A 22,098-nucleotide genomic window follows, 5' to 3' on the forward strand; every position below is an offset into this window, starting at 1 on the left:
TATTTATATATCTTACAAGAAAAATACCTAATCCAGTTAATTACCACCAGGCAGGATTTACGTTAATGTTATCAGGCCAAACACACTCTCATTCACCACAACAGACGCATGCGAGGTTAATATGCTGACACTGATACTGAGCACTTCCCTGTTTACATATGATATCTTTCCTCCCGGAGACCCGAAACTAACGCAGTCACCACAACCTGAAAAAGAATTGATAATATACCGGGAAAATACCTGCTCGCTGTCCAATCCATTTTGCTGAAATCTGATACCCGGCAGATAATATATTCATTCCTGATAAACTGAGGTAACTATGCTGACACTTTTATTAACCGGAACCTTATTATTCTCATCAGTGGATTCATTTGAGTCTTGTGATATCGTTGCACCGGAATACTGCCCGGTTATATGGGGCCATTAAAAAAATCGATCTTAAATGATGGCAGATATACACAAGTAACTTACTTTTATGAATCATGTTAAGGAGTCTTTATGCTGACACTTATTTTAAGTAGCTCACTTATGATTCACAGCTGTTTTCCAAAATATAATGCAGATGAAATACCACCAGACCTTTGGAAACCAGCAGAAATCCACTCTGTTTATGATAACTGCCCAAAGACTAAGGCTTATTGCAGCAAAATATAAAAATACAGCCGTATATTATTATCCCATACTAATGATGAGCAATCATTTTTACGCACATTAACCGTAAAGGGATAATGCGACGTTGATATACACCCACAAACTTTGCCGTTAACCCACGATGCTGTGGGTTAACGGTGAAAACTACCATATGTTCCTGACACTTCAGTCCCTCCCCTCGTGCCAGACAAAATGTATTTGTACAAGGCACGATGCTGAGTTAATATGATAAAAACACTTTTGTATGTTGTAACTAAAATGGTGATATATGCGATACGATGCAATGATTTCTCTCACCGACTGCTTTAATCAGCTGGAATCGGCACTGAATACATTATGCAAAGCTATCCGGCTGCACCCTTCCCGGACTGCTGAGGTTTACCAACTTCCTGAGATACTGAAAGGAGAGGAAAATAACACCGTCAACACCATTTCTGTCATTCCGGTCAGTGGCGAGGGTGCTGTTTCACTGGCACTGTCTCACTATCAGCGTTTGTTTATCTTCGATAATGATCAGGAAATCAGCAGCAAGTCTGCCATCCGGTTGCCTGGTGTACTGCTTATTACACTCTCCCCTGCACAACGAAAAATAATGCAGCAACAGCTTAATGAGGTTAACAGGCTGAAACAGCAACTGGCCTCAATCGTGACAGAAACCTCCGGTGTGGACAAAACACAGCGTTTTGAATTCGTACACAATCAGATAAAAGGATTGATTACACTCAATGCCTACCGGCAGATCCAGTCAGTCACCTCCCCTTCCTCAGTCCGGTTTGGCTGGGCCAATAAGCATATTATTCAGAAGGTGGATCGCGATACATTGTTATCTCAGTTGGAAGAACAATATCAGAACCCGCGCGCCATTCAGTCTCTGACGCGTGAAGAACGGCAGGTTTATCTGGCGAAAGAGATTTCCGCCTTAAAACAGGTGCCGGAAGACGCCATACTCAAAATCAAACGACCGGTAAAAGTACAGCCAATCGCCAGAGTCTGGTACAGCGAAGCGCAAAAGCAGGTGCAGTATGCCTGTGCATCGCCGCTGATTGTATTTTGTGATGAGAATGAGGAAAAACCGGTAACAGGCGTACTACCGGATTATGATGCGGAAAACATCAAAATCCGTCACAGACCGAAAGCAAAGAAATTAATTCCGGTGATATCACGACTGTATGTATATATGGAAGTAATGTAAAAACGGAGCCATCAGTGGCTCCGTTATCACGATTCCTGACTGCGGATTACTTCATGCTGCCGACCATATCTTCCGGACGTACCCATGCATCAAACTCAGCTTCTGTCAGATAACCTAACTTCATGGCAGAGGCTTTCAGGGTCAGACCTTCTTTATGGGCCTTTTTCGCAATTTCAGCGGCTTTGTCGTAACCGATGTGCGTATTCAGCGCCGTAACCAGCATCAGTGATTCATTCAGCAGTTGGCTGATCCGCTCGCGGTTCGGTTCGATTCCGACCGCACAGTGCTCATTAAAACTGCGCATACCATCAGCCAGCAGGCGGACAGATTGCAGGAAGTTGTGGATCACCATCGGACGGAACACGTTCAGTTCAAAATTACCCGATGCCCCGCCGATATTAACCGCCACATCATTACCCATTACCTGAGCACACAGCATCGTCATGGCTTCACATTGTGTCGGGTTCACTTTACCCGGCATGATAGAACTGCCCGGTTCGTTTTCCGGAATGGCAATTTCACCGATGCCGCAACGCGGACCGGATGCCAGCCAGCGGACATCATTGGCAATTTTCATCAGTGAGGCTGCCAGCCCTTTCAGTGCGCCATGGGCATGAACCAGTGCATCACAGGTAGCCAGCGCCTCAAATTTATTCGGTGCCGTCACAAACGGCTGACCGGAGAGTTCAGCAATTTTCTTCGCCACGCGAACAGCATATTCCGGATGAGTATTGAGACCGGTACCGACCGCAGTGCCCCCCAGTGCAAGCTCACTCAGATGCGGCAGGCTGTTTTCCAGATGTTTCAGGTTATATTGCAGCATTGCCGCCCAGCCGGAAATCTCCTGGCCCAGTGTCAGCGGTGTCGCATCCTGTAAGTGGGTACGGCCGATTTTCACGATATCACGGTAAGCTTCCGCTTTCGCGGCCAGAACACTGTGCAGGGATTTCAGCTCAGGGATCAGCTGTGTGCTGACCGCAATCACTGCAGCGACATGCATCGCTGTCGGGAACACGTCGTTAGAGCTCTGGCTTTTGTTCACATCATCATTCGGATGAACAATACGTTCGCCGCCGCGCTTCCCGCCGAGGATTTCACTGGCACGGTTTGCCAGCACCTCATTCATATTCATATTACTCTGTGTGCCGGAGCCGGTCTGCCAGATTGCCAGCGGAAACTCTTCCGGATGTTTACCGGCAAGCACTTCATCCGCTGCGGCGATCACCGCATCTGCCCGCTCTTTCGCCAGCAGTCCCAGATCACAGTTGACAGCTGCCGCTGCTTTTTTTGTAATGGCCAGCGCAGCAATCAGATCCGCAGGCATTTTTTCAACTGAAATACGGAAATGCTCTAAAGAGCGCTGGGTCTGAGCGCCCCATAATTTGTCCGCAGGAACATCGATAGGGCCCATTGAGTCTTTTTCAATACGCGTGGCTGCCATTAGTCTCTCCTTAGCACACAAAATAAAATGGATTTAAAATCCCGAAAGTTACAGATAGACTCTGAAAACGGGCCTATCTTGCCATACTTTCATTTCCGATTATGCGATCCGGGCGGAGTTATTGCTTTATTGTTACTATCTTATTGTTAACTGTTTAAAAAGAGAGCGTTGCTATGTTAAAAATGCAGAATCAGGTGCAATTCTATGATTGGGGAAGCCATACCGCGATGACAGAAATGTACGGTTACCCGAACCCTGACAAGCAGCCGATGGCCGAATTATGGATGGGCGCCCATCCGAAAGCCAGTTCGGTGGTGACAGACACCCGCGGCAACACCTGCTCTTTATATGATTTTATTGCCGGTGACCCGCAGTCCGCGCTCGGGGATGAAATTAACCGCCGTTTTCACCGGCTGCCGTTTCTGTTTAAAGTGCTGAGTGCTGCTCAGCCGCTGTCGGTACAGGTTCATCCGGATAAAGCCGCTGCAGAGGAAGGATTTGCCCGCGAAAACAACGCCGGGATCCCGCTGGATTCACCGGTTCGTAATTATAAGGATGATAACCATAAGCCGGAGCTGGTTTATGCCCTTACCCCATTCCGCGCAATGAATGCGTTCCGTCCGCTGGCCGATATTGCCGGACTGCTCAGTGAGGTCGCTCCGGCACATCCTGCCATTGAACGTTTTATTGCCTCGCCGTCAGAGGAGCATCTGTCTGTTCTGTTTACCCGTCTGCTCACCATGAGCGGAGACACCAAAGAGCGGGCAGTCGCTGTACTGAAATCCGCACTGAACAGCCGTCAGGGTGAACCGTGGGATACCATCCGTAAGATGACAGAGTTTTATCCTGACGATAATGGCCTTTTCACCCCGCTTCTGCTCAATGTTGTTGAATTAAAGCCCGGTGAGGCAATGTTCCTGTATGCCCGCACACCTCATGCGTATCTTGAAGGAACTGCGCTGGAAGTGATGGCTAACTCGGATAATGTGTTACGCGCCGGTCTGACACAAAAACATATTGATGTCGGTGAATTGCTGAATAACCTTGATTTTGTACCGAAACACGCAAAAAGTTTATTTATGCAGCCGGAACATATTAACAACACTGAAATTTTCCCGATTCCGGTTGATGATTTTTCTTTTTCGGTGATGAAATTGCATAATCAGGAAATGATTCTTGAGAATAACAGTGCTAATATTCTTTTTTGTGTGGAAGGTCATGCAGTTATCACTACGGAAACAGAACAATTAAGAGTTATCTCAGGTGAATCTGTTTTTCTTTCTGCTATAGAAAGAAAGTTTAAAATAGATGGTGAAGGAATCATTGCCCGCGTTTATAATGCTGTGTAAGTAACTTCTCTAATTTTCTCCGGGCAGTCCGCCATTGAACTGCCCGTTAATTTTGATACCGTGCGAAAACCTGCAAAATAAATCGCATATAAAGGATGGATTGATCTATGAAAAAGTCGTTAGTTGCTGTTGGCGTTATTGTCGCATTAGGCGCCGCATGGGGTGTAGCTTCATGGCAGACAGGTAAGAAAATTGAAGCAAACCTTGATGAGTATATCGCCAAAGCGAATAAAGCAATCAAGGACAACTACCCTGATGCACCTGTCACGCTGACCGCCAAAGATTTTTCACGCGGTATTTTCAGCTCTGATGTCAAACTGATCATCAAAGAAACGAAAAAAAGCGGTGATACCTCCGGCGAAGAACTTGTGATCCTCAATACTATCGATCACGGTCCGTTCCCGTTATCTCAGCTTAAGAGTATGGTGTTCTCGCCAAATATGGCTGCTATCCACTCTGAGCTGGAAAACAATGACATCACCAAACAAGCCTTCGAAATCACCGGCGGTAAATCCCCGGTTGCAACGGATACCCGTATCAGCTACGACCAGAGTTTCGATATTGATCTTGCTGTCAGCAAAATCAACTATAAGAAAGACGGTGAAGAGCTGGCATTCTCCGGTGCTGATCTGAACGTTAAATTCGACAAAGAATTCAAAAACGTCAAAGGTAAAGGCAGCAGCAATGAACTGACTTACCGTAAAGGCGATCGCGAAAGTATCGTGATGAAAGGCCTGTCATTTGACAGCGATGTTGCCAAATCCGGTGACAGCTACTTCTACCTGGGTGACCAGAATCTGAGCCTGAAAGAGTTAGCGGTCGTTAATTACAGCGATACCGTTTCTCTGAAAGATCTGAAACTGAACGGCACCTCCGGCAGTAAAGATAACAAACTGACTGCAGATGTTGATTACAGCCTGGGTTCACTGAGCTACCGTGATATCGATCTCGGCGCTATCAGCCTGAAAGGTTCTCTGAAAGATCTGGATGCCACTTCCGCGAATACGCTGATGGCATCTGTTGAAGAGTACACCAAACTGTCTGAGTCTATGTACACCGAAGATTTCGACGATGCGAAAATGGAAGCACTGGATGAGAAAATGAAATCCAATGCACTGGGTCTGTTCAAGTACAGCCCGTCCTTCGCTATCGCACCTCTGAGCTGGAAAAACAGCGGCGGTGAGTCAAAAGTTAACCTGAACGTGACCTTCAACGCACTGAACGAAGAGAGCTTTAAAGCACTGGAACACGCAGGCAGCTTTGAGAAAGTTCTGCCGGTTCTGGTGAAAGAGTTCGGGTTCAATATGGATCTGTCCAAACCGATGCTGACTGATTTCGTTGCAGTTGCCATGCAGTCACAGGGTATGGGCGCGAAAGAAGCCAAAGAACAGGGTGAACAGGGTGTTGCTCAGATGGCCAGCATGGGTGCCATGATGGAAATCGTGAAAGTGACCGATAAAGCGATCACCATGGATCTGAAATACAGCAACAACAACATCGATTTCAACGGTAAAAAATTCACCGTTGCTGAATTCCTGGAAAAATATGACCAGTACGGCGCACTGAGCGATAACAGCGGCGACGACGAAGGTTACGAGGAAGAAGCAATCGAAATGGATCCTAACGGTGATGTTACTGAAGACGTGACTATCGGTGAAGAACCGGCTGCTGACGTTGCGGCTCCTGCTGCTCAGTAATTTCACACTGTTATTATCTGTTGATCAGACAAAAGCCAGTCGTCAGACTGGCTTTTTATCATCTGAGGAATACCACAATGATTAACCGCTCACTTCCCCTGACCGACCTGCACCGCCATCTCGATGGTAATATCCGCCTGTCCACCATTCTGGATCTGGCCCGTCAGCACAATTTGCCGCTGCCCGCTTATGAGACTGAAACCCTGCGCCCGCATGTGCAGGTGATGAGCAATGAACCGGATCTGGTGCAGTTTCTGAGTAAGCTGGACTGGGGTGTTTCCGTGCTGGCAGACCTCGATGCCTGCCGCCGTGTGGCCGCTGAAAACGTGCAGGATGCCGTCAGTGCCGGGCTGGATTACGCCGAACTTCGCTTTTCCCCTTACTATATGGCGATGAAACACCATCTGCCCGTTGAAGGCGTGGTGGAAGCGGTACTGGATGGTGTGGCGTCCGAAGTCCGCAACAGCCCGGTACGGATTAATATGATTGGTATTCTGAGCCGGACATTCGGTACAGATGCCTGTCATGAAGAGCTGAATGCCCTGCTCGCTCACCATGAGCGGATTGTGGCACTGGATATTGCCGGTGATGAATCCGGTTATCCGGGCGATTTATTCACCGATCATTTCCGCAAAGCCCGTGACGTCAACTGGGCCATCACCGCCCATGCCGGAGAAGCCGCCGGCGCCGCCAGTATCTGGCAGGCTATCCGCAACCTGGGTGCACAGCGCATCGGTCACGGTGTGATGGCGATTGAAGACCCGGCGCTGATGGATTACCTGGCAGAGCACCGCATCGGTATGGAATCCTGCCTGACCTCGAATATTCAGACCAGCACCGTGCCGTCACTGGCCGCGCATCCGCTGAAACAGTTCCTGGCACACGGCATTGCCGCTACCATCAACACCGATGACCCGGCGGTTGAGGGTATTGAGATTGCCCATGAATACAATGTTGCTGCCCCGGCAGCCGGTCTGACACAGGCAGAAATTGAACAGGCTCAGATTAACGGGCTGGAAATAGCCTTTTTATCCGCAGAGGAAAAAGCGGCACTGAGAGAAATGGCAGCAAAACGCGGCCAGTAAGCGCCATTCCGGTAAAAAAAAGCCGTGGCATTCTTTGCCACGGCTTTTTTATGTCTTTTACCAGCACCCGGAAGCACCGCCACCACCACTGCTGCCGCCTCCGCCACCGGACGATCCGCTGCTTCCGGAACTACCGCCGGAACTGCTGCTGTAACTGCCACTATCAGAACCGGATGAATACCCGCCTCCTGTACCTGCTATGACACCGGTTAATTTCCGTATTTCCGCTTCCTGAGTAAGATATTCCGGAATTAATGTATATAACAAATAACAAATAAATAGTGAGCCAAATACATTAAGAAAAATGAGCATCATTATACTGATGAACAACGCATCAGGATCAGGATCTCCGTCTATCAGAACCCGTGTCATTATAAAAATCAGAACTGAATAAAATAATACGTTCACAGTATGGCCGAGCGGTGTCGGATAAATATACTTATACTGCAAAAATGCCGTCAGGCGTTTCTGCGCAAGGCGGATTATCCGTTCAGGCTGACGTTTTTTCTTGTTTTTGGATTTCGCGTATTCTTCTCTCAGATATTCAATATCGTTAAGAACCTGCTTTTCTATCCTTTTCTTACGGCGGGGAGAACCAATAAATAATGACCAGAGATACACCGTAATAAAGGTCAGAAGATAAATAATCGTCAGTCGTTTGAGTTTTAATGCTTCTGTTCCGGATGTCTCTGATTTGATATATTCCGGTTCATTTCCGCTGATAATATCAATGGCATCGGTCACACCCGCTTCAATTCCGGTAAAATAATGGCCTTTTTTAAATTCAGGGGTGATACGCTGACGGATAATACGGCCTGCGGAGACATCCGGCAGAATACCTTCCAGTCCATAGCCGACCTCAAAACGCAAATTACGGTCATTCACCGCCACGACCAGCAACAGTCCGTTATTCTGACCTTTGCGGCCGATCTTCCATGTATTAAACGCACGGTGCGCAAATGTCTCAATACTTTCTCCGCCGGTTGACGGCACAATAAACACCACGAACTGGCTGCCGTCATTGCGGCTCAGTTCATACTCAATGAGTTGCCGGTTAAGCTGTGTTAATTGAGAGCCGGTCAGAAGACCGGCGCTGTCAATAACCCGTTCCCGTTTCAGTTCCGGCAGAGCCTGCACATCCGCACGGGCAAAGAAACTGACAAAAAGAAGTATCAGGCATCCTGCCATAACCCTGCTCATAATTACTCCTGTGAATGTTCTTTCCCCTGCCGCGCATAGCGCGCCGCCATCACCGCACACACCATCAGCTGGATCTGATGAAACAGCATCAGCGGCAGCACCAGAATTCCCACCACGGCCGGCGGAAACATAACGTTTGCCATCGGCACGCCGTTTGCCAGGCTTTTCTTCGAACCACAGAATACAATGGTAATTTCATCGGCCTTATTAAAGCCGAGTGCCCGTGAGCCGTACACGTTGATCACCAGCACAATCGCCAGCAACCCGCACGACACCACCGCAATCTGCAGAATAGACATTGCATCAATCTTCTGCCAGATCCCCTCGGCAACCGCTTCGCTGAAAGCGACATACACCACCAGCAAAATAGAGGTGCGATCTGTTTTATTAATGATTTTTTTATTGCGATCCACCCACTTGCCAATCAGCGGACGGGAAAAATGACCGACCACAAACGGCAGCATCAGCTGCAATAAAATAGAGCGGATAGCACCCAGGGTATCCAGTTCATGCGCGCCCTGCGTTTCCATCATAAAACCGATAATGACCGGTGATAAGAACACACCAAGGATACTGGAGGCGGATGCACTGCAAATCGCCGCCGCCACATTTCCGCCCGCGACAGAGGTAAAGGCGATAGCCGATTGTACTGTCGCCGGTAAGGCACATAAGTATAAGAAACCCATGTAAATGGTCGGAGACATCCATTCCGGTACCAGGAACTGTAAACCCAGCCCCAGCAGCGGGAAGAGGATAAAAGTACTGGAGAACACCATCAGATGCAGACGCCAGTGCCCCATCCCTGTCACAATCGCTTCCCGAGAGAGTTTTGCGCCGTGGAAGAAGAACAATAACGCAATCGCGGCGGTGGTCAGATAGCGGAATCCGGTCGCCACACTGCCGGTTGCCGGAAAGAGTGACGCCAAAATAACAACCGTGATCATTATGACCAGGAACGGATCTAACCGCAGTTTCTGCCACCAGTTTGTCATGCGTTATTCACTTTTGTCTGCAATAAGAAGTAATGACTATTTGTTACAGTGTCACAGTCCGTCCGGTTTTATGCGATTCCATACCGGCCTCTATAATACGGATAACTTCTGCCCCTTCCTGCGCAGTCACCGGGTTCGGACCGTTATTGATAATCGCCTCTGCCACTTCCGCGTAATAGCGGCCATAGTGCCCGGCTTTGTTCGGATACGTTTCTGTGATCACTTCAATACCATCCGGTGACAGGCTCAGTTCCCCGTCGCGGCTGTCATGACCCCAGTTGACACCGACCGGCATCTGCCCTGCTTTCAGTGCATTTTCCTGCGGATCCAGTCCGTACTTCACATAGCTGCCTTTCATGCCGTGAACGATATACACCGGGGATTCCGCTGCCGCGACCGTGGTGGCATGCAGCACGACTTTGACATCCGGATAGTGCAGTTGCGCATGGAAATAATCCACCGCCTCAGAACCCGGACGGATCATCCCCAGGTCGGCAGTGATCGCCGTTGGTTTTCCGAAAAACTGCAGTGCCTGGTCAATCAGATGAGAACCCAGGTCATACCAGATACCACTGCCTAATGCAGCAGCTTCGCGCCAGCGCTTTTGCGGCTGCGGGCGGTAGCGGTCAAAATGGACTTCAAAATATTTGATAGCCCCGAGTTTTTTACTGTCAAACAGGGATTTGAGCGTCAGATACCCGGAGTCAAAACGGCGGTTATGATAAACAGACAGCACCAGTCCGGCGTCATCCGCCTGTTTTGCCAGGGTAAATGCCTCTTCCGATGTCAGGGTAAAGGGCTTATCCACCACCACATGTTTACCCGCAGCCAGCGCCATCCGCGCCAGCGGGAAATGGGTGTCATTCGGGGTCGGGATCACGACGAGGTCAATGGCCGGGTCAGCAAAAATATCTTCCGGTGTGGCGACAACCTGCACATCCGGATAATCCGCATGCACTTTGGCGGCATCACTGCTCGCGACTTTGGCCAGTTCCATATTGGCATTATTGACAATAAACGGCGCATGGAATGTTTTTCCGGCAAAACCGTACCCGATCAGGCCCACTTTCAGTATTTTCGTCATCACTCCCTCCGGGGGATTGTCATGTTAACGGATAAAAACATGCTTTCAGAATCTGTCATCCTCCTGAAAAGTACCACTAACTGATTCCGTGACGCAAATGCTGTGCCCGGTTTTCATCAGTTTTGCCGCTTTTTCATTCTGATACACACAGTTATCCGCGCTTTCACACAATCCCGATAACCCCGGATGCCCGGGGATTGCTATTATTCACCCCGCTTACCGGGTATCCCGGTTTTTTATGTGCTTTATTTGTATGTTTTTAAAGACTCGCTTTGGGCATTGTAATGGCTGACTACTTATTACTTTTTGTCGGGACGGTGCTGGTTAACAACTTCGTACTCGTCAAATTCTTAGGATTATGCCCCTTTATGGGGGTCTCCAAAAAACTGGAAACCGCGATTGGCATGGGGTTTGCCACCACATTTGTGATGACACTCGCCTCCGTCTGCTCGTGGCTGATGGATACCTTTATCCTGATCCCGCTGGATATTCTCTATCTGCGCACACTGAGCTTTATCCTGGTGATCGCCGTGGTGGTGCAGTTCACCGAAATGGTGGTGCGGAAAACCAGCCCGGCGCTCTACCGGCTGCTCGGGATCTTCCTGCCGTTGATCACCACCAACTGTGCGGTACTCGGTGTGGCGCTGCTGAACATAAACCTGTCGCATAATTTCCTGCAATCCGCCGTTTACGGCTTTGGTGCGGCAGCCGGTTTCTCCCTGGTGATGGTGCTGTTTGCCGCTATCCGTGAGCGGCTGGCAACGGCAGATGTGCCGGCGCCTTTCCGCGGGGCGTCTGTCGGGCTGGTCACGGCCGGTCTGATGTCTCTGGCCTTTATGGGCTTCAGTGGTCTGGTGAAATTCTGATGACAATGATTTGGATTGCCGTTGCCGTACTCAGCCTGCTGGGTCTGGCATTCGGTCTGATACTTGGTTACGCCTCCCGCCGCTTCAAAGTGGAGGAAGATCCCATTGTGGATAAAATTGATGACATTCTGCCGCAGAGTCAGTGCGGCCAGTGCGGTTTTCCCGGCTGCCGCCCGTATGCGGAATCTGTTGCCAATGGCGGCGCAATAAACCGCTGTGCCCCCGGCGGCGAGCAGGTGATGCTGAAACTGGCGGATATGCTGGGTGTGGATCCGCAGCCGCTCGACGGTGACGAGTCCGTACTCAATCCGGTGCGTAAAGTGGCCTTTATTCATGAAGACCAGTGCATCGGCTGCACCAAATGTATTCAGGCGTGCCCGGTGGATGCGATTATCGGTGCCACCCGCGCCATGCACACTGTGGTTGAAAATCTCTGCACCGGGTGTGATTTGTGTGTCGCACCCTGCCCGACAGATTGCATTGAGATGATCCCGGTCGCCGTCACCCCGCGTAACTGGAAGTGGGATTTAAACACCATTCCGGTCAGAAATATTCCGGCGGATACCGGCGGTACTCCTGTCAAACCTGTTCAGATTGAGGCGTCGTAAGTTTTATGTTCAATTTGCTCAACTTTCTGAAAAAAGACCGGGTATGGGATTTTGACGGCGGCATTCATCCGCCGGAAATGAAATTACAGTCCAGCCGGACACCGATGCGGGTGTGCCCGGTACCGGAAGAACTGATTATTCCGCTCCAGCAGCATATCGGGAACGAAGGCGATGTGCTGGTCAGCCCCGGCGACCATGTCCTGAAAGGTCAGCCGCTGACACGCGGAACCGGCCGCAGCCTGCCGGTGCACGCCTCATCATCCGGCACGGTGACTGCCGTGGAGCCTTGTGTGACCGCGCATCCGTCCGGGCTGACCGCGCCGTGCATCCGTATCCGGACTGACGGGCTGGATACCCCGTACCCGGCGGAAAAAACAACGGATTTTACCTCTCTTTCCAAAACAGAGCTGACTGACCGCATTCATCAGGCCGGGATTGCCGGTCTCGGCGGCGCAGGCTTCCCGACCGCCAGCAAGCTGAAAGGCGGCGGTGATCTTATCCGCACTCTGATTATCAATGCGGCGGAATGTGAGCCCTATATCACGGCGGATGACCGTCTGATGCAGGAACATGCCGGGGAAATTCTCACCGGTATCCGTATTCTGATGCACCTTCTTGAGCCGGAACAGGTGCTTATCGGCATTGAAGATAATAAACCGGAGGCGATTGCCGCACTGCGTGACGTTACTGCCGGGGAAAAACAGATTTTCGTGCGGGTGATCCCGACCAAGTACCCGTCCGGCGGCGCCAAACAGCTGACCAAAATTCTCACCGGCCGCGAAGTACCATCCGGCGGACGCTCTTCTGATATCGGCGTGCTGATGCAGAACGTCGGAACTGTGGTTGCCATCAAGCGCGCCATTACCGACGGCGAACCGCTGATCCAGCGCGTGGTAACAGTAACCGGCGAAGCGGTTGAATCACCGGGTAACTTCTGGACACGACTCGGTACGCCGGTCCGTTTCCTGTTGCAACAGGCCGGTTTCCGTCCTCAGCATGAACAAATGGTTGTGATGGGCGGCCCGCTGATGGGCTTTACACTGCCGGATCTCGATGTGCCGGTAGTAAAAATCTGTAACTGCATTCTTGCACCAACCACGAACGAGATGGAACCAGCTGCACCGGAAGAAGCCTGTATCCGCTGCAGTCACTGTGCGGATGCCTGTCCGGCCGGATTACTGCCGCAGCAGCTCTACTGGTTCAGTAAAGGTAATGAACACGAAAAAGCAGAACAGCACCATCTGTTTGACTGCATTGAATGCGGTGCCTGTGCCTGGGTCTGCCCGAGCAATATTCCGCTGGTGCAGTATTACCGTCAGGAAAAAGCACAGGTCATTGAGATCCGCGAAGAAGCCCAACGCGCCGCAGATGCCAAAATCCGCTTTGAAGCCAAACAGGCACGAATGGCACGGGAAAAAGAAGCCCGTGAAGCCCGCCATAAAAGCGCGGCTGTTCAGGTGGATGAGAAAGACAGTGCGGCTATCAGCGCCGCCCTTGCCCGCGTGAAAGCCAAAGACAGCAATGCAGGGATGACGATTTCTGTTAATCCGTCCGTTTTACCGGATAACAGCGCCGTGATTGCTGCCCGCGAAGTCCGTAAAGCACAGGCCCGCGCACGTCAGGCAGAAAAAGCGGCTCTCGCGGCTGAAACAACACAACCGGCGACAGAAGCAGACGCCGATCCGCGTAAAGCCGCAGTGGCTGCCGCCCTTGCCCGCGCCAAAGCGAAGAAAGTCGCTCAGGCTGCCGAAGCTCCGGCGGAAGCTGCTCAACCAGCCGCAGACGCAGAGACAGATCCGCGCAAAGCCGCTGTTGCTGCCGCCATTGCCCGTGCTAAAGCGAAAAAAGCCGCTCAGACTGCTGAAGCTCCGGCGGAAGCTGCTCAACCGGCAGCGGAAGCAGAGACAGATCCGCGCAAAGCTGCTGTTGCTGCCGCGATTGCCCGCGCCAAAGCGAAAAAAGCCGCTCAGGCCGCTGCACAACATTCTGAAGAAACCACTGATTAATGAAGCGAAATAAGCATGAAATTTAGGCCCGTTTCCTCAAACGCCCCGCACCGGCTGAAAATTGCGGGATCACCGTTTACGCATAACCGTGACAACACCTCCGCCATCATGCTGTGGGTGGTGATTGCCATGATCCCGGGAATTGCCGCGCAGCTCTGGTTTTTCGGCGCAGGTACCCTGTTTCAGATTCTGATTGCAGTTGTCACTGCGCTGGTCACCGAAAGTATTGCTGTCCGGCTGCGCAATCAGCCTGTGATGCCGTATCTGAAAGATAACTCTGCGCTGGTCACTGCAGTGCTGCTGGCTGTCAGTATTCCGCCGCTGGCGCCGTGGTGGATGATTGTTATCGGTACATTCTTTGCCGTGATTATTGCCAAGCACATATATGGCGGTCTCGGACAAAACCCGTTTAACCCGGCAATGGTCGGTTATGTGGTGCTGCTGATCTCCTTCCCGGTACAGATGACCAGTTGGCTGCCGCCGGAGAGTCTGCAAATCACCCCGGTTTCGCTCAGTGACAGTCTGCATGTGATTTTCACCGGGTTATCAGACGGTGGCCAGACACTGGAGCAGTTACGCGCCGGAGCGGATGGTATGAGCCAGGCGACTCCGCTCGACAGTTTCAAAACCGGTCTGCTGACCCGCGATATGTCCGAAATCCTGACACAACCCGTTTTACAGGGCTCTGTCGCCGGTATCGGCTGGCAGTGGGTGAATATCGGTTACCTGATCGGCGGCTGTATTCTGCTTAACCGTAAAGTGATTTCATGGCAGATCCCGGCCGCCATGCTGGTAACACTCGCGGTATTGTCAGTGATCGGATACCTGATTGATTCATCACACTTTACATCCCCGGTTATACAGCTGTTTTCCGGTGCCACCATGCTCGGGGCATTCTTTATCGCTACCGACCCGGTCACCGCTTCCACCACACCACGCGGCCGCCTGATATACGGGATACTGATCGGCCTTCTGCTGTGGATTATCCGTGTTTACGGCGGTTATCCGGATGCGGTGGCATTTGCCGTCCTGCTGGCCAATATCACCGTGCCGCTGATCGATACCTACACACAACCGCGTGTTTACGGGCACAAACGGGGGAATAAATGATTGCCACATTACGCCGTTACGGCCTGATCCTCGCCCTGTTTGCCGCCGGTACCACCGGGCTGAGCGGGTTTGTCTACACCCTGACAAAACCGGAAATTGATAAGCAGGCCGCCGCACAGCAAAAGGCACTGTTTGCCGAAATCCTGCCGGAATCGGTTTATAATAATGATGTGATTGCAGAGTGTTATCTGGTCACCGATCCTGCCCTGGGTAATGAACTGCCGCACCGGCTGTATGTTGCCCGCAAAGACGGCACACCTGTCGCCGCAGTGCTGGAGTCCACCGCACCGGACGGCTATTCCGGTAATATTCAGCTGCTGGTTGCGGCTGATTTTAACCGTACCGTGCTCGGCTCCCGCGTGACCGAACACAAAGAGACACCGGGGCTGGGTGATAAAATTGATACCCGGATTTCCGACTGGATCACCTCTCTGAGCGGCAAACACATTGAATCCGCTGATGACCCGCACTGGGCAGTGAAAAAAGACGGCGGGGATTTTGATCAGTTCACCGGTGCCACCATCACGCCGCGCGCAGTCGTCAATGCTGTCCGTGCAACAGCGGATTATATGCAGACACTGCCGCCGTTGCTGAACACCTTACCTCAATGCGGAGCAGAATAATGAGTCAGATTAAAGAGTTATTCGCCGACGGATTATGGAAAAACAACTCTGCCCTGGTTCAGGTACTGGGGCTGTGTCCGCTGCTGGCGGTTTCCTCCACGGTCACCAATGCGCTGGGTCTGGGACTGGCCACCACCCTGGTGCTGATTTGTACTAACGTGGCGGTTTCCGCACTGCGCCGCTGGATCCCGTCAGAAATCCGCATTCCTATTTATGTGATGCTGATTGCCTCCGTCGTGACTGCGGTTCAGTTACTGATTAACGCCTATGCTTTCGGCTTATATCAGTCGCTCGGTATCTTCATCCCGCTGATTGTGACCAACTGTATTGTCATCGGCCGTGCCGAAGCGTTTGCTGCCAAAAATGCCGTTTACCCTTCTGCGATTGACGGCCTGGCTATGGGGCTCGGTGCGACCGCCGCGCTGTTTGTGCTCGGTGCCATGCGTGAAATTCTCGGTAACGGCACTCTGTTTGACGGTGCGGATCTGCTGCTCGGTGACTGGGCCAAAGTGCTGCGCGTCGATGTGCTGCATCTTGACACCCCGTTCCTGCTGGCTATGCTGCCACCGGGTGCCTTTATCGGGCTTGGCTTAATGCTGGCAGGCAAGTATCTTATTGATGAGAAAATGAAAAAACGCAAAAATGCACCTGCCGCTCCGCAATATGAAACTGAAAAAGGATGCGGAAGCCATCTGGTCAAATAACTGTATAATTAAGCAGGCTCCTCTCCGGGAGGCTGCTTTTATCATGAATGAGCCAATGTCGTTATGAATAAAGAAAAACGTATTGAAATCCTGACCCGCCTGCGGGACAACAACCCGCAACCCACCACTGAACTGCTGTTTGATTCTCCGTTTGAATTACTGATCTCCGTCTTATTATCCGCCCAGGCGACAGATGTCAGTGTCAATAAAGCCACCCGTCCGCTGTATGCCGTTGCCAATACGCCGCAGGCCATTCTGGATCTGGGTGTGGACGGTGTGAAATCCTATATTAAAACCATCGGGTTATTTAATACCAAAGCAGAAAATGTGATTAAAACCTGCCGGATGCTGGTTGAGCTGCATAACGGCGAAGTGCCGGAAGACAGAGCTGCTCTTGAGGCGCTGCCGGGTGTGGGGCGCAAAACTGCCAATGTGGTGCTCAATACTGCGTTCGGCTGGCCGACCATTGCTGTTGATACCCATATTTTCCGTGTCTGTAACCGCACAAAATTTGCCCCCGGTAAAAATGTGGATGAGGTGGAACAAAAATTATTGCGGGTTGTTCCGGCAGAATTTAAAGTCGACTGCCACCATTGGTTTATACTGCACGGGCGTTATACCTGTGTTGCCCGCAAACCCCGCTGCGGTTCATGCATCATTGAGGATTTGTGTGAATTCAGCGAAAAAGTGTATCCGGAAGATTAATCTGCTGCGCTTTAAACAGAAATTGCCCTCTGTGCTTGCGGGCAGCGTAAATTCGCGTAAAAATAACCATAAATTTGCTCACCCAACCAGTACGGGAACCTATGTTTCAAGATAACCCGCTATTAGCTCAGCTAAAACAACAGCTCCACGATAAAACATTGCGTGTCGAAGGGATCGTAAAAAGTACCGATAAAGGCTACGGTTTCCTGGAAGTTGACGGACAAAAATCCTATTTTATTCCGCCGCCGCAGATGAAAAAAGTCATGCACGGCGACCGCGTCACCGCAGCTATTCACACGGTGAATAATAAAGATGTGGCTGAGCCTGAAGCGCTGATCACCCCGTTTCTGGACCGGTTTGTCGGCCGTGTGCAGCGCAAGGAAAATGATGACCGTCTCTGGATCATTCCTGATCATCCGCTGTTAAAAGATTCCATTCCCTGCCGTCCGGCAAAAGGCGTTGATCATGAGTTTCGTCAGGGTGACTGGGCAGTTGCGGAAATGCGCCGCCACCCGCTGAAAGGTGATCGCAGCTTCCACGCGGAAATCACCGGCTTTATCACCGATGCGGACGACCATTACGCGCCGTGGTGGGTGACACTGACCCGCCACCAGCACGCACTGAAAGAGCCGGAGCCGGTTGAGGTAACCATGGCGGATGATAATCTGCCGCGTACTGATCTGACCCATCTGGATTTTGTCACTATCGACAGCGCATCCACCGAAGATATGGATGATGCACTTTACATCACTACCGGTGATAACAATCAGCTTCAGCTGACTATCGCGATTGCGGACCCGACCAGCTACATCCCGGCCGGCAGCGAGCTGGACGCTATTGCCCATAAACGCGCATTTACCAACTATCTGCCGGGCTTTAATATCCCGATGCTGCCGCGTAACCTGTCTGATGACCTGTGCTCGCTGCATCCGCATGTGCGCCGCCCGGCACTGGTGTGTCAGGTCTCCGTTAATGAGGATGGCTCTCTGTCTGATGATGCCGTATTCTTCGCCGCCTGGGTTGAATCCAAAGCCAAGCTGGCTTACGACGATGTTTCCGACCTGCTGGAAGGTGTGGCTGACCGCGTGACGCCGGATGAAACTATCCGCCGTCAGATTTCCCTGTTGCAGGATATGTATCAGCGCCGCCATCACTGGCGTGAAACTCATGCGCTGGTCTTTAAAGATCGTCCTGATTACCGCTTTATCCTTGATGAAAACGGCGTAGTGACGGATATCGTGGCTGAACAGCGCCGCAGTGCCAACCGCATTGTGGAAGAAGCGATGATCACCGCCAATATCTGTGCCGCACAAGTGCTGGATAAAAAACTCGGCTTTGGTGTCTATAACGTGCACACCGGGCTGGATCCGCTGACCATCAGTCAGGCCGTTGCCCTGCTCGCCGAAAACGGTATTAACTTCAGCGCTGAAGAATTACTGACTCTCGACGGTTTCTGTCGTCTGCGCCGTGAACTGGATAATCAGCCGACACAGTTCCTCGACAGCCGTATCCGCCGCTTCCAGACCTTTGCCGAAGTCCGCATGGAAAAAGGCCCGCACTTTGGTCTGGGACTGGATGGCTATGCAACCTGGACATCCCCTATTCGTAAATACAGCGATATTGTGAACCACCGTCTGCTGAAAGCGATTATCGCCGGTCAGTCTGCGGAAAAACCAGCTGAAGCCCTGGCCGAGCACCTGGCAGAGCGCCGCCGTGCCAACCGTATGGCAGAGCGTGATGTCGGTGACTGGTTATATGCCCGTTATCTGCAGCCGTATGCCGGTACAGATACCCCGTTCCCGGCTGAGATCATTGATATCACCCGCGGTGGCGTGCGTGTCCGTCTGACAGACAACGGCGCGGTCGCCTTTATCCCCGGCACCTTTATTCACCCGGTCAAAGATGAGCTCCAGTGCAGCCAGGAAACCGGCTCAGTGCTGATTAAAGGTGAAGTACGTTACCGCCTCAATGACATCATTCCGGTGAAAATTGAGGAAGTTAAGATGGAAACCCGCAGTATTCTGGCCCGCCCACTCTGATCCGGAATCACTGACTGATAAGAACCGCCGTTTTGTATTAACGGCGGTTTTTTTATTCCTGCCACTCAGAACCCGCCGCTGTTCCTGTCATTAAATCCCGGACATTAATACCTTTATCAGCATTTAAATTTTATTTAAATCATGAGGATAGTAATTAGTAACGTGATTGCTATAGTGATGATAATCAGACATTCAGCGGGGAAATGAGATGAAGAAAATAGTAACGGCATTGCTTGTTGCTGGTGGCCTGCTGGCACTCAGCGGCTGTAAGAACCTGTCAGAGCAGGAGAAAGATACCGCAATTGGTGCTGAGTTAGGTGCTATCAGCGGCGCGATCCTGACGGATGGTTCCGGTCTGGGTACAGTGGGTGGTGCTGCCGTCGGCGGGATTATCGGCCACGAGGCCGGTCAGTGACAAAGGCGTCCGCAACGGACGCCTTATCTCTCTGTCAGCCGCCTGCCAGTTTGACTTTAAAGCCTTTCTCTTCCAGCAGTTGCTTCAGTAAATCGCGTTTATCACCCTGAATTTCAATTACACCATCTTTCAGCGCCCCGCCGCAGCCGCAGCGTTTTTTCAGATCTGCCGCCAGCTTGCTCAGTGCAGCATCATCCAAATCAATACCGGTGATCAGGCACACACCCTTACCTTTACGGCCGCTGGTCTGACGCTGAATACGGACAATACCGTCACCTTTCGGGCGTTCCGCTTTGACTTCCGGCTCATCAATACGGCCGGCATCTGTGGAATAAACCAGGCGTGAATTATTGTCCATCTTATAATACTCCCACTGAAGCATTAATCGCCTGTAATGCCGCCTGCGGGTTATCACTGCGGGTGATTGGCCGCCCGATAACCATGTAATCCACCCCGGCACTGACTGCCTGCGGTGGTGTCATGATACGCCGCTGGTCACCGGCATCACTGCCTTCAGGGCGGATCCCCGGCGTGACCAGTTTAAATTCCCGGCCCAGGGTCTCTTTCATCAGTTTCGCTTCATGAGCAGAACAGACCACACCATCCAGCCCGCAGTTCTGTGTTAATTTTGCCAGACGCAGCGCGTGCTCTGCCGGTGTGGCATCAATACCGGTTCCGGCCAGGTCGGATTGCTCCATGCTGGTCAGCACAGTTACCGCGATCAGCAGCGGCGCATCGTTACCGTACGGCAGCAGAATCTCTTTCGCTGCTGTCATCATACGTTCGCCGCCTGCCGCATGGACGTTAACCATCCACACACCCAGCTCAGCCGCTGCCCGAACCGCATGCGCCGCGGTATTCGGAATATCATGGAATTTCAGGTCAAGAAAGACCTCAAACCCGCGCTGCTGCAGTGCGCGGACACATTCCGGCCCGCAGAAGGTAAACAGCTCTTTACCGACTTTCAGACGGCACTGTGCCGGATCGATACGGTCGGCAAAAGCCAGCGCGTCATCCGGGTTGTCGTAATCGAGCGCAACAATAACAGGCGATGCGATATCTGCACGGCCTGTATGCGAAGAAAGAGATGTCATGAATGTATTACCTGTGGTTGGTGAATTAATACGGGTAAATAATTACGGGTAAATGTGACGTTGTCATTGTCCGTCCAGCCCTCTGATAGGCTTGATAGTATCCCATGACCGGCAGGACGGGCAGTGCCAGTACAGGGCGTGTGATGTAAATCCGCATTTGCCGCAGCGGTAATCCGGTTTTGTCCGGATTTGTTCGCCGACCATGTTACGCAGCAGGCCGAGACTCTCTTTGGCACGCCCTTCCTCCGCCTCTGACAGATAATATTCCATCAGACGGCAGAACAGACGCATGGTCGGATGGCGCTGCAACTGGCGGTTAACATAGGTGATCGCCATTTCCGGCCCTTCCTGCTGTTCAATAATATCCGCAAGATAGAGTTCGGCAATAGCGCCAATATTTTCATCCGAACAGTGCAGCAGGTATTCTGCCCATTCTGCCGGCTGATCAAGGTGCGTGTAGCAGGTTTCCAGCATTGGCAGTGTTTCACTGACCATTTCTTTATCCTGCTCAAACACCCGCTTGAGCACGGTAACGGCTTTGCTGTATTCCGCCCGTTCAATATGAATGCGCCCCTGCATAATCGACACCCGGGCACAGTTTTTATCCGCCCCCGCCGCTTTGGCAAGATACGCAAATGCCCCGTCAGTGTTATCGCTGCCCAGCGCCTGCAATGCCAGCTCACAATAGAAATTAGCGATATTCTCCCGCTGCCCGCTATCACCCTGTTTCAGCAGCTTTTCACCGATATCGATAGCTTTGCTCCAGTCACTGGTGGACTGATAGATCGATAACAGCGACTGGAGTGCACTTTGTCTGAAATCCGCCTCATCAATCAGCTGTAAAAACAGGACTTCCGCCCGGTCATAGACCCCGGCGGCCACATAATCGCGGCCCAGCTGTTGTGTGGCGAGGAGACGCTGGTCATAGGAGAGAGAGGCGCTTTCCATCAGCGACTGATGGATGCGGATGGCACGTTCCACTTCGCCGCGCGAACGGAACAGGTTGCCGAGTGTCAGGTGAGCTTCAAATGCAGAGCTGTCTTCTTTCAGCATGTCGAGGAACAAATCAACCGCTTTATCCTGCTGATCGGACAGCAAAAAGTTTACGCCTGCCACATAGTCGCGTGACAGGCGGTCAGCATGTTGTTGTTGATTCTGCTGCGCGCTGCGCCGCCCCATATACCAGCCGTATGCGGCAGCAATGGGCAACAGAAGAAACAACAGCTCAAGCATAATG

The 22,098-nt window shown here is 51.6% G+C and carries 20 protein-coding genes; 13 read left to right on the forward strand and 7 right to left on the reverse strand.

The window, feature by feature from the left end:
• The first annotated feature begins 919 nt into the window (after positions 1-919).
• On the forward strand, positions 920-1,843 hold the full coding sequence (tus, locus tag GN208_RS05175; protein WP_032099173.1) for a DNA replication terminus site-binding protein: 924 nt from the start codon (positions 920-922) through the stop codon (positions 1,841-1,843).
• Positions 1,844-1,889: 46 nt separating this feature from the next.
• Here tus and fumC read toward each other — a convergent pair whose 3' ends face one another.
• Positions 1,890-3,284, reverse strand: a complete 1,395-nt coding sequence (fumC, locus tag GN208_RS05180; protein ID WP_004238382.1) for a class II fumarate hydratase — start codon at positions 3,282-3,284, stop codon at positions 1,890-1,892.
• A gap of 173 nt (positions 3,285-3,457) precedes the next feature.
• On the opposite strand from fumC, the gene manA reads away from it, so the two are divergent.
• The 3 genes from manA to add all read left to right on the forward strand — a co-directional run bounded on the left by manA (position 3,458) and on the right by add (position 7,415).
• A complete protein-coding gene (manA, locus tag GN208_RS05185; RefSeq protein ID WP_004238381.1) occupies positions 3,458-4,633 on the forward strand; it encodes a mannose-6-phosphate isomerase in 1,176 nt (391 codons plus the stop codon).
• A 107-nt stretch (positions 4,634-4,740) separates the two neighbouring features.
• Positions 4,741-6,330, forward strand: a complete 1,590-nt coding sequence (locus tag GN208_RS05190; protein WP_004238380.1) for a YdgA family protein — start codon at positions 4,741-4,743, stop codon at positions 6,328-6,330.
• A gap of 77 nt (positions 6,331-6,407) precedes the next feature.
• On the forward strand, positions 6,408-7,415 hold the full coding sequence (add, locus tag GN208_RS05195; protein WP_004238379.1) for an adenosine deaminase: 1,008 nt from the start codon (positions 6,408-6,410) through the stop codon (positions 7,413-7,415).
• Between the two features lie 57 nt (positions 7,416-7,472).
• Here add and GN208_RS05200 read toward each other — a convergent pair whose 3' ends face one another.
• From GN208_RS05200 to GN208_RS05210, 3 genes are read right to left on the reverse strand one after another with little or no spacing between them, the layout of a single operon-like run.
• Positions 7,473-8,615 carry a TPM domain-containing protein gene (locus GN208_RS05200; RefSeq protein ID WP_015422726.1) on the reverse strand — a complete coding sequence of 381 codons (1,143 nt, stop codon included), beginning with the start codon at positions 8,613-8,615 and terminating at the stop codon, positions 7,473-7,475.
• 2 nt (positions 8,616-8,617) lie between these two features.
• Entirely contained in the window at positions 8,618-9,607 is a 990-nt protein-coding gene (locus GN208_RS05205) for a bile acid:sodium symporter family protein (RefSeq protein WP_004238377.1), read from the reverse strand.
• 43 nt (positions 9,608-9,650) lie between these two features.
• Positions 9,651-10,691 carry an oxidoreductase gene (locus GN208_RS05210; RefSeq protein WP_004238376.1) on the reverse strand — a complete coding sequence of 347 codons (1,041 nt, stop codon included), beginning with the start codon at positions 10,689-10,691 and terminating at the stop codon, positions 9,651-9,653.
• 284 nt (positions 10,692-10,975) lie between these two features.
• On the opposite strand from GN208_RS05210, the gene rsxA reads away from it, so the two are divergent.
• The 9 genes from rsxA (at position 10,976) to GN208_RS05255 (ending at position 19,767) form a co-directional block, all read left to right on the forward strand.
• Positions 10,976-11,557 (forward strand): electron transport complex subunit RsxA, encoded by a 582-nt coding sequence (rsxA, locus tag GN208_RS05215; protein ID WP_015422727.1) that lies wholly within the window; start codon positions 10,976-10,978, stop codon positions 11,555-11,557.
• A complete protein-coding gene (rsxB, locus tag GN208_RS05220) occupies positions 11,557-12,165 on the forward strand; it encodes an electron transport complex subunit RsxB (protein WP_004239234.1) in 609 nt (202 codons plus the stop codon). The genes rsxA and rsxB overlap by 1 nt, the downstream gene beginning before the upstream one ends.
• Positions 12,166-12,170: 5 nt before the next feature.
• Positions 12,171-14,171: an electron transport complex subunit RsxC gene (gene rsxC / locus GN208_RS05225; protein WP_243828308.1), complete on the forward strand. Its 2,001-nt coding sequence runs from the start codon at positions 12,171-12,173 to the stop codon at positions 14,169-14,171.
• 15 nt (positions 14,172-14,186) lie between these two features.
• The gene (gene rsxD / locus GN208_RS05230) at positions 14,187-15,281 is read left to right on the forward strand and encodes an electron transport complex subunit RsxD (protein ID WP_004238123.1); all 1,095 of its coding nucleotides are present in this window, start codon (positions 14,187-14,189) and stop codon (positions 15,279-15,281) included.
• Entirely contained in the window at positions 15,278-15,904 is a 627-nt protein-coding gene (gene rsxG / locus GN208_RS05235) for an electron transport complex subunit RsxG (protein ID WP_004238124.1), read from the forward strand. Before rsxD ends, rsxG begins: the two co-directional genes overlap by 4 nt.
• Positions 15,904-16,608 carry an electron transport complex subunit E gene (locus tag GN208_RS05240; RefSeq protein ID WP_004238126.1) on the forward strand — a complete coding sequence of 235 codons (705 nt, stop codon included), beginning with the start codon at positions 15,904-15,906 and terminating at the stop codon, positions 16,606-16,608. Before rsxG ends, GN208_RS05240 begins: the two co-directional genes overlap by 1 nt.
• A 63-nt stretch (positions 16,609-16,671) precedes the next feature.
• Positions 16,672-17,313 (forward strand): endonuclease III, encoded by a 642-nt coding sequence (nth, locus tag GN208_RS05245; RefSeq protein WP_004238127.1) that lies wholly within the window; start codon positions 16,672-16,674, stop codon positions 17,311-17,313.
• 101 nt (positions 17,314-17,414) lie between these two features.
• Positions 17,415-19,352: an exoribonuclease II gene (locus GN208_RS05250; protein ID WP_015422729.1), complete on the forward strand. Its 1,938-nt coding sequence runs from the start codon at positions 17,415-17,417 to the stop codon at positions 19,350-19,352.
• 208 nt (positions 19,353-19,560) lie between these two features.
• Complete coding sequence (locus GN208_RS05255) at positions 19,561-19,767, forward strand: glycine zipper 2TM domain-containing protein (RefSeq protein ID WP_004238129.1); 207 nt, start codon at positions 19,561-19,563, stop codon at positions 19,765-19,767.
• Positions 19,768-19,801: 34 nt separating this feature from the next.
• On the opposite strand, the gene yciH is transcribed toward GN208_RS05255, so the two are convergent.
• The 3 genes from yciH to lapB form a co-directional block, all read right to left on the reverse strand.
• Positions 19,802-20,125: a stress response translation initiation inhibitor YciH gene (gene yciH / locus GN208_RS05260; protein ID WP_004238130.1), complete on the reverse strand. Its 324-nt coding sequence runs from the start codon at positions 20,123-20,125 to the stop codon at positions 19,802-19,804.
• Between the two features lies 1 nt (position 20,126).
• Positions 20,127-20,861 (reverse strand): orotidine-5'-phosphate decarboxylase, encoded by a 735-nt coding sequence (gene pyrF / locus GN208_RS05265; RefSeq protein WP_004238131.1) that lies wholly within the window; start codon positions 20,859-20,861, stop codon positions 20,127-20,129.
• 63 nt (positions 20,862-20,924) lie between these two features.
• Positions 20,925-22,094, reverse strand: coding sequence for a lipopolysaccharide assembly protein LapB (lapB, locus tag GN208_RS05270; protein ID WP_004238133.1), 1,170 nt, complete (start codon positions 22,092-22,094; stop codon positions 20,925-20,927).
• Between the last annotated feature and the right edge of the window lie 4 nt (positions 22,095-22,098).

It is taken from the genome of Morganella sp. HSTU-ASny43, assembly GCF_022819185.1.
GTDB classification, from domain to species: domain Bacteria; phylum Pseudomonadota; class Gammaproteobacteria; order Enterobacterales; family Enterobacteriaceae; genus Morganella; species Morganella morganii.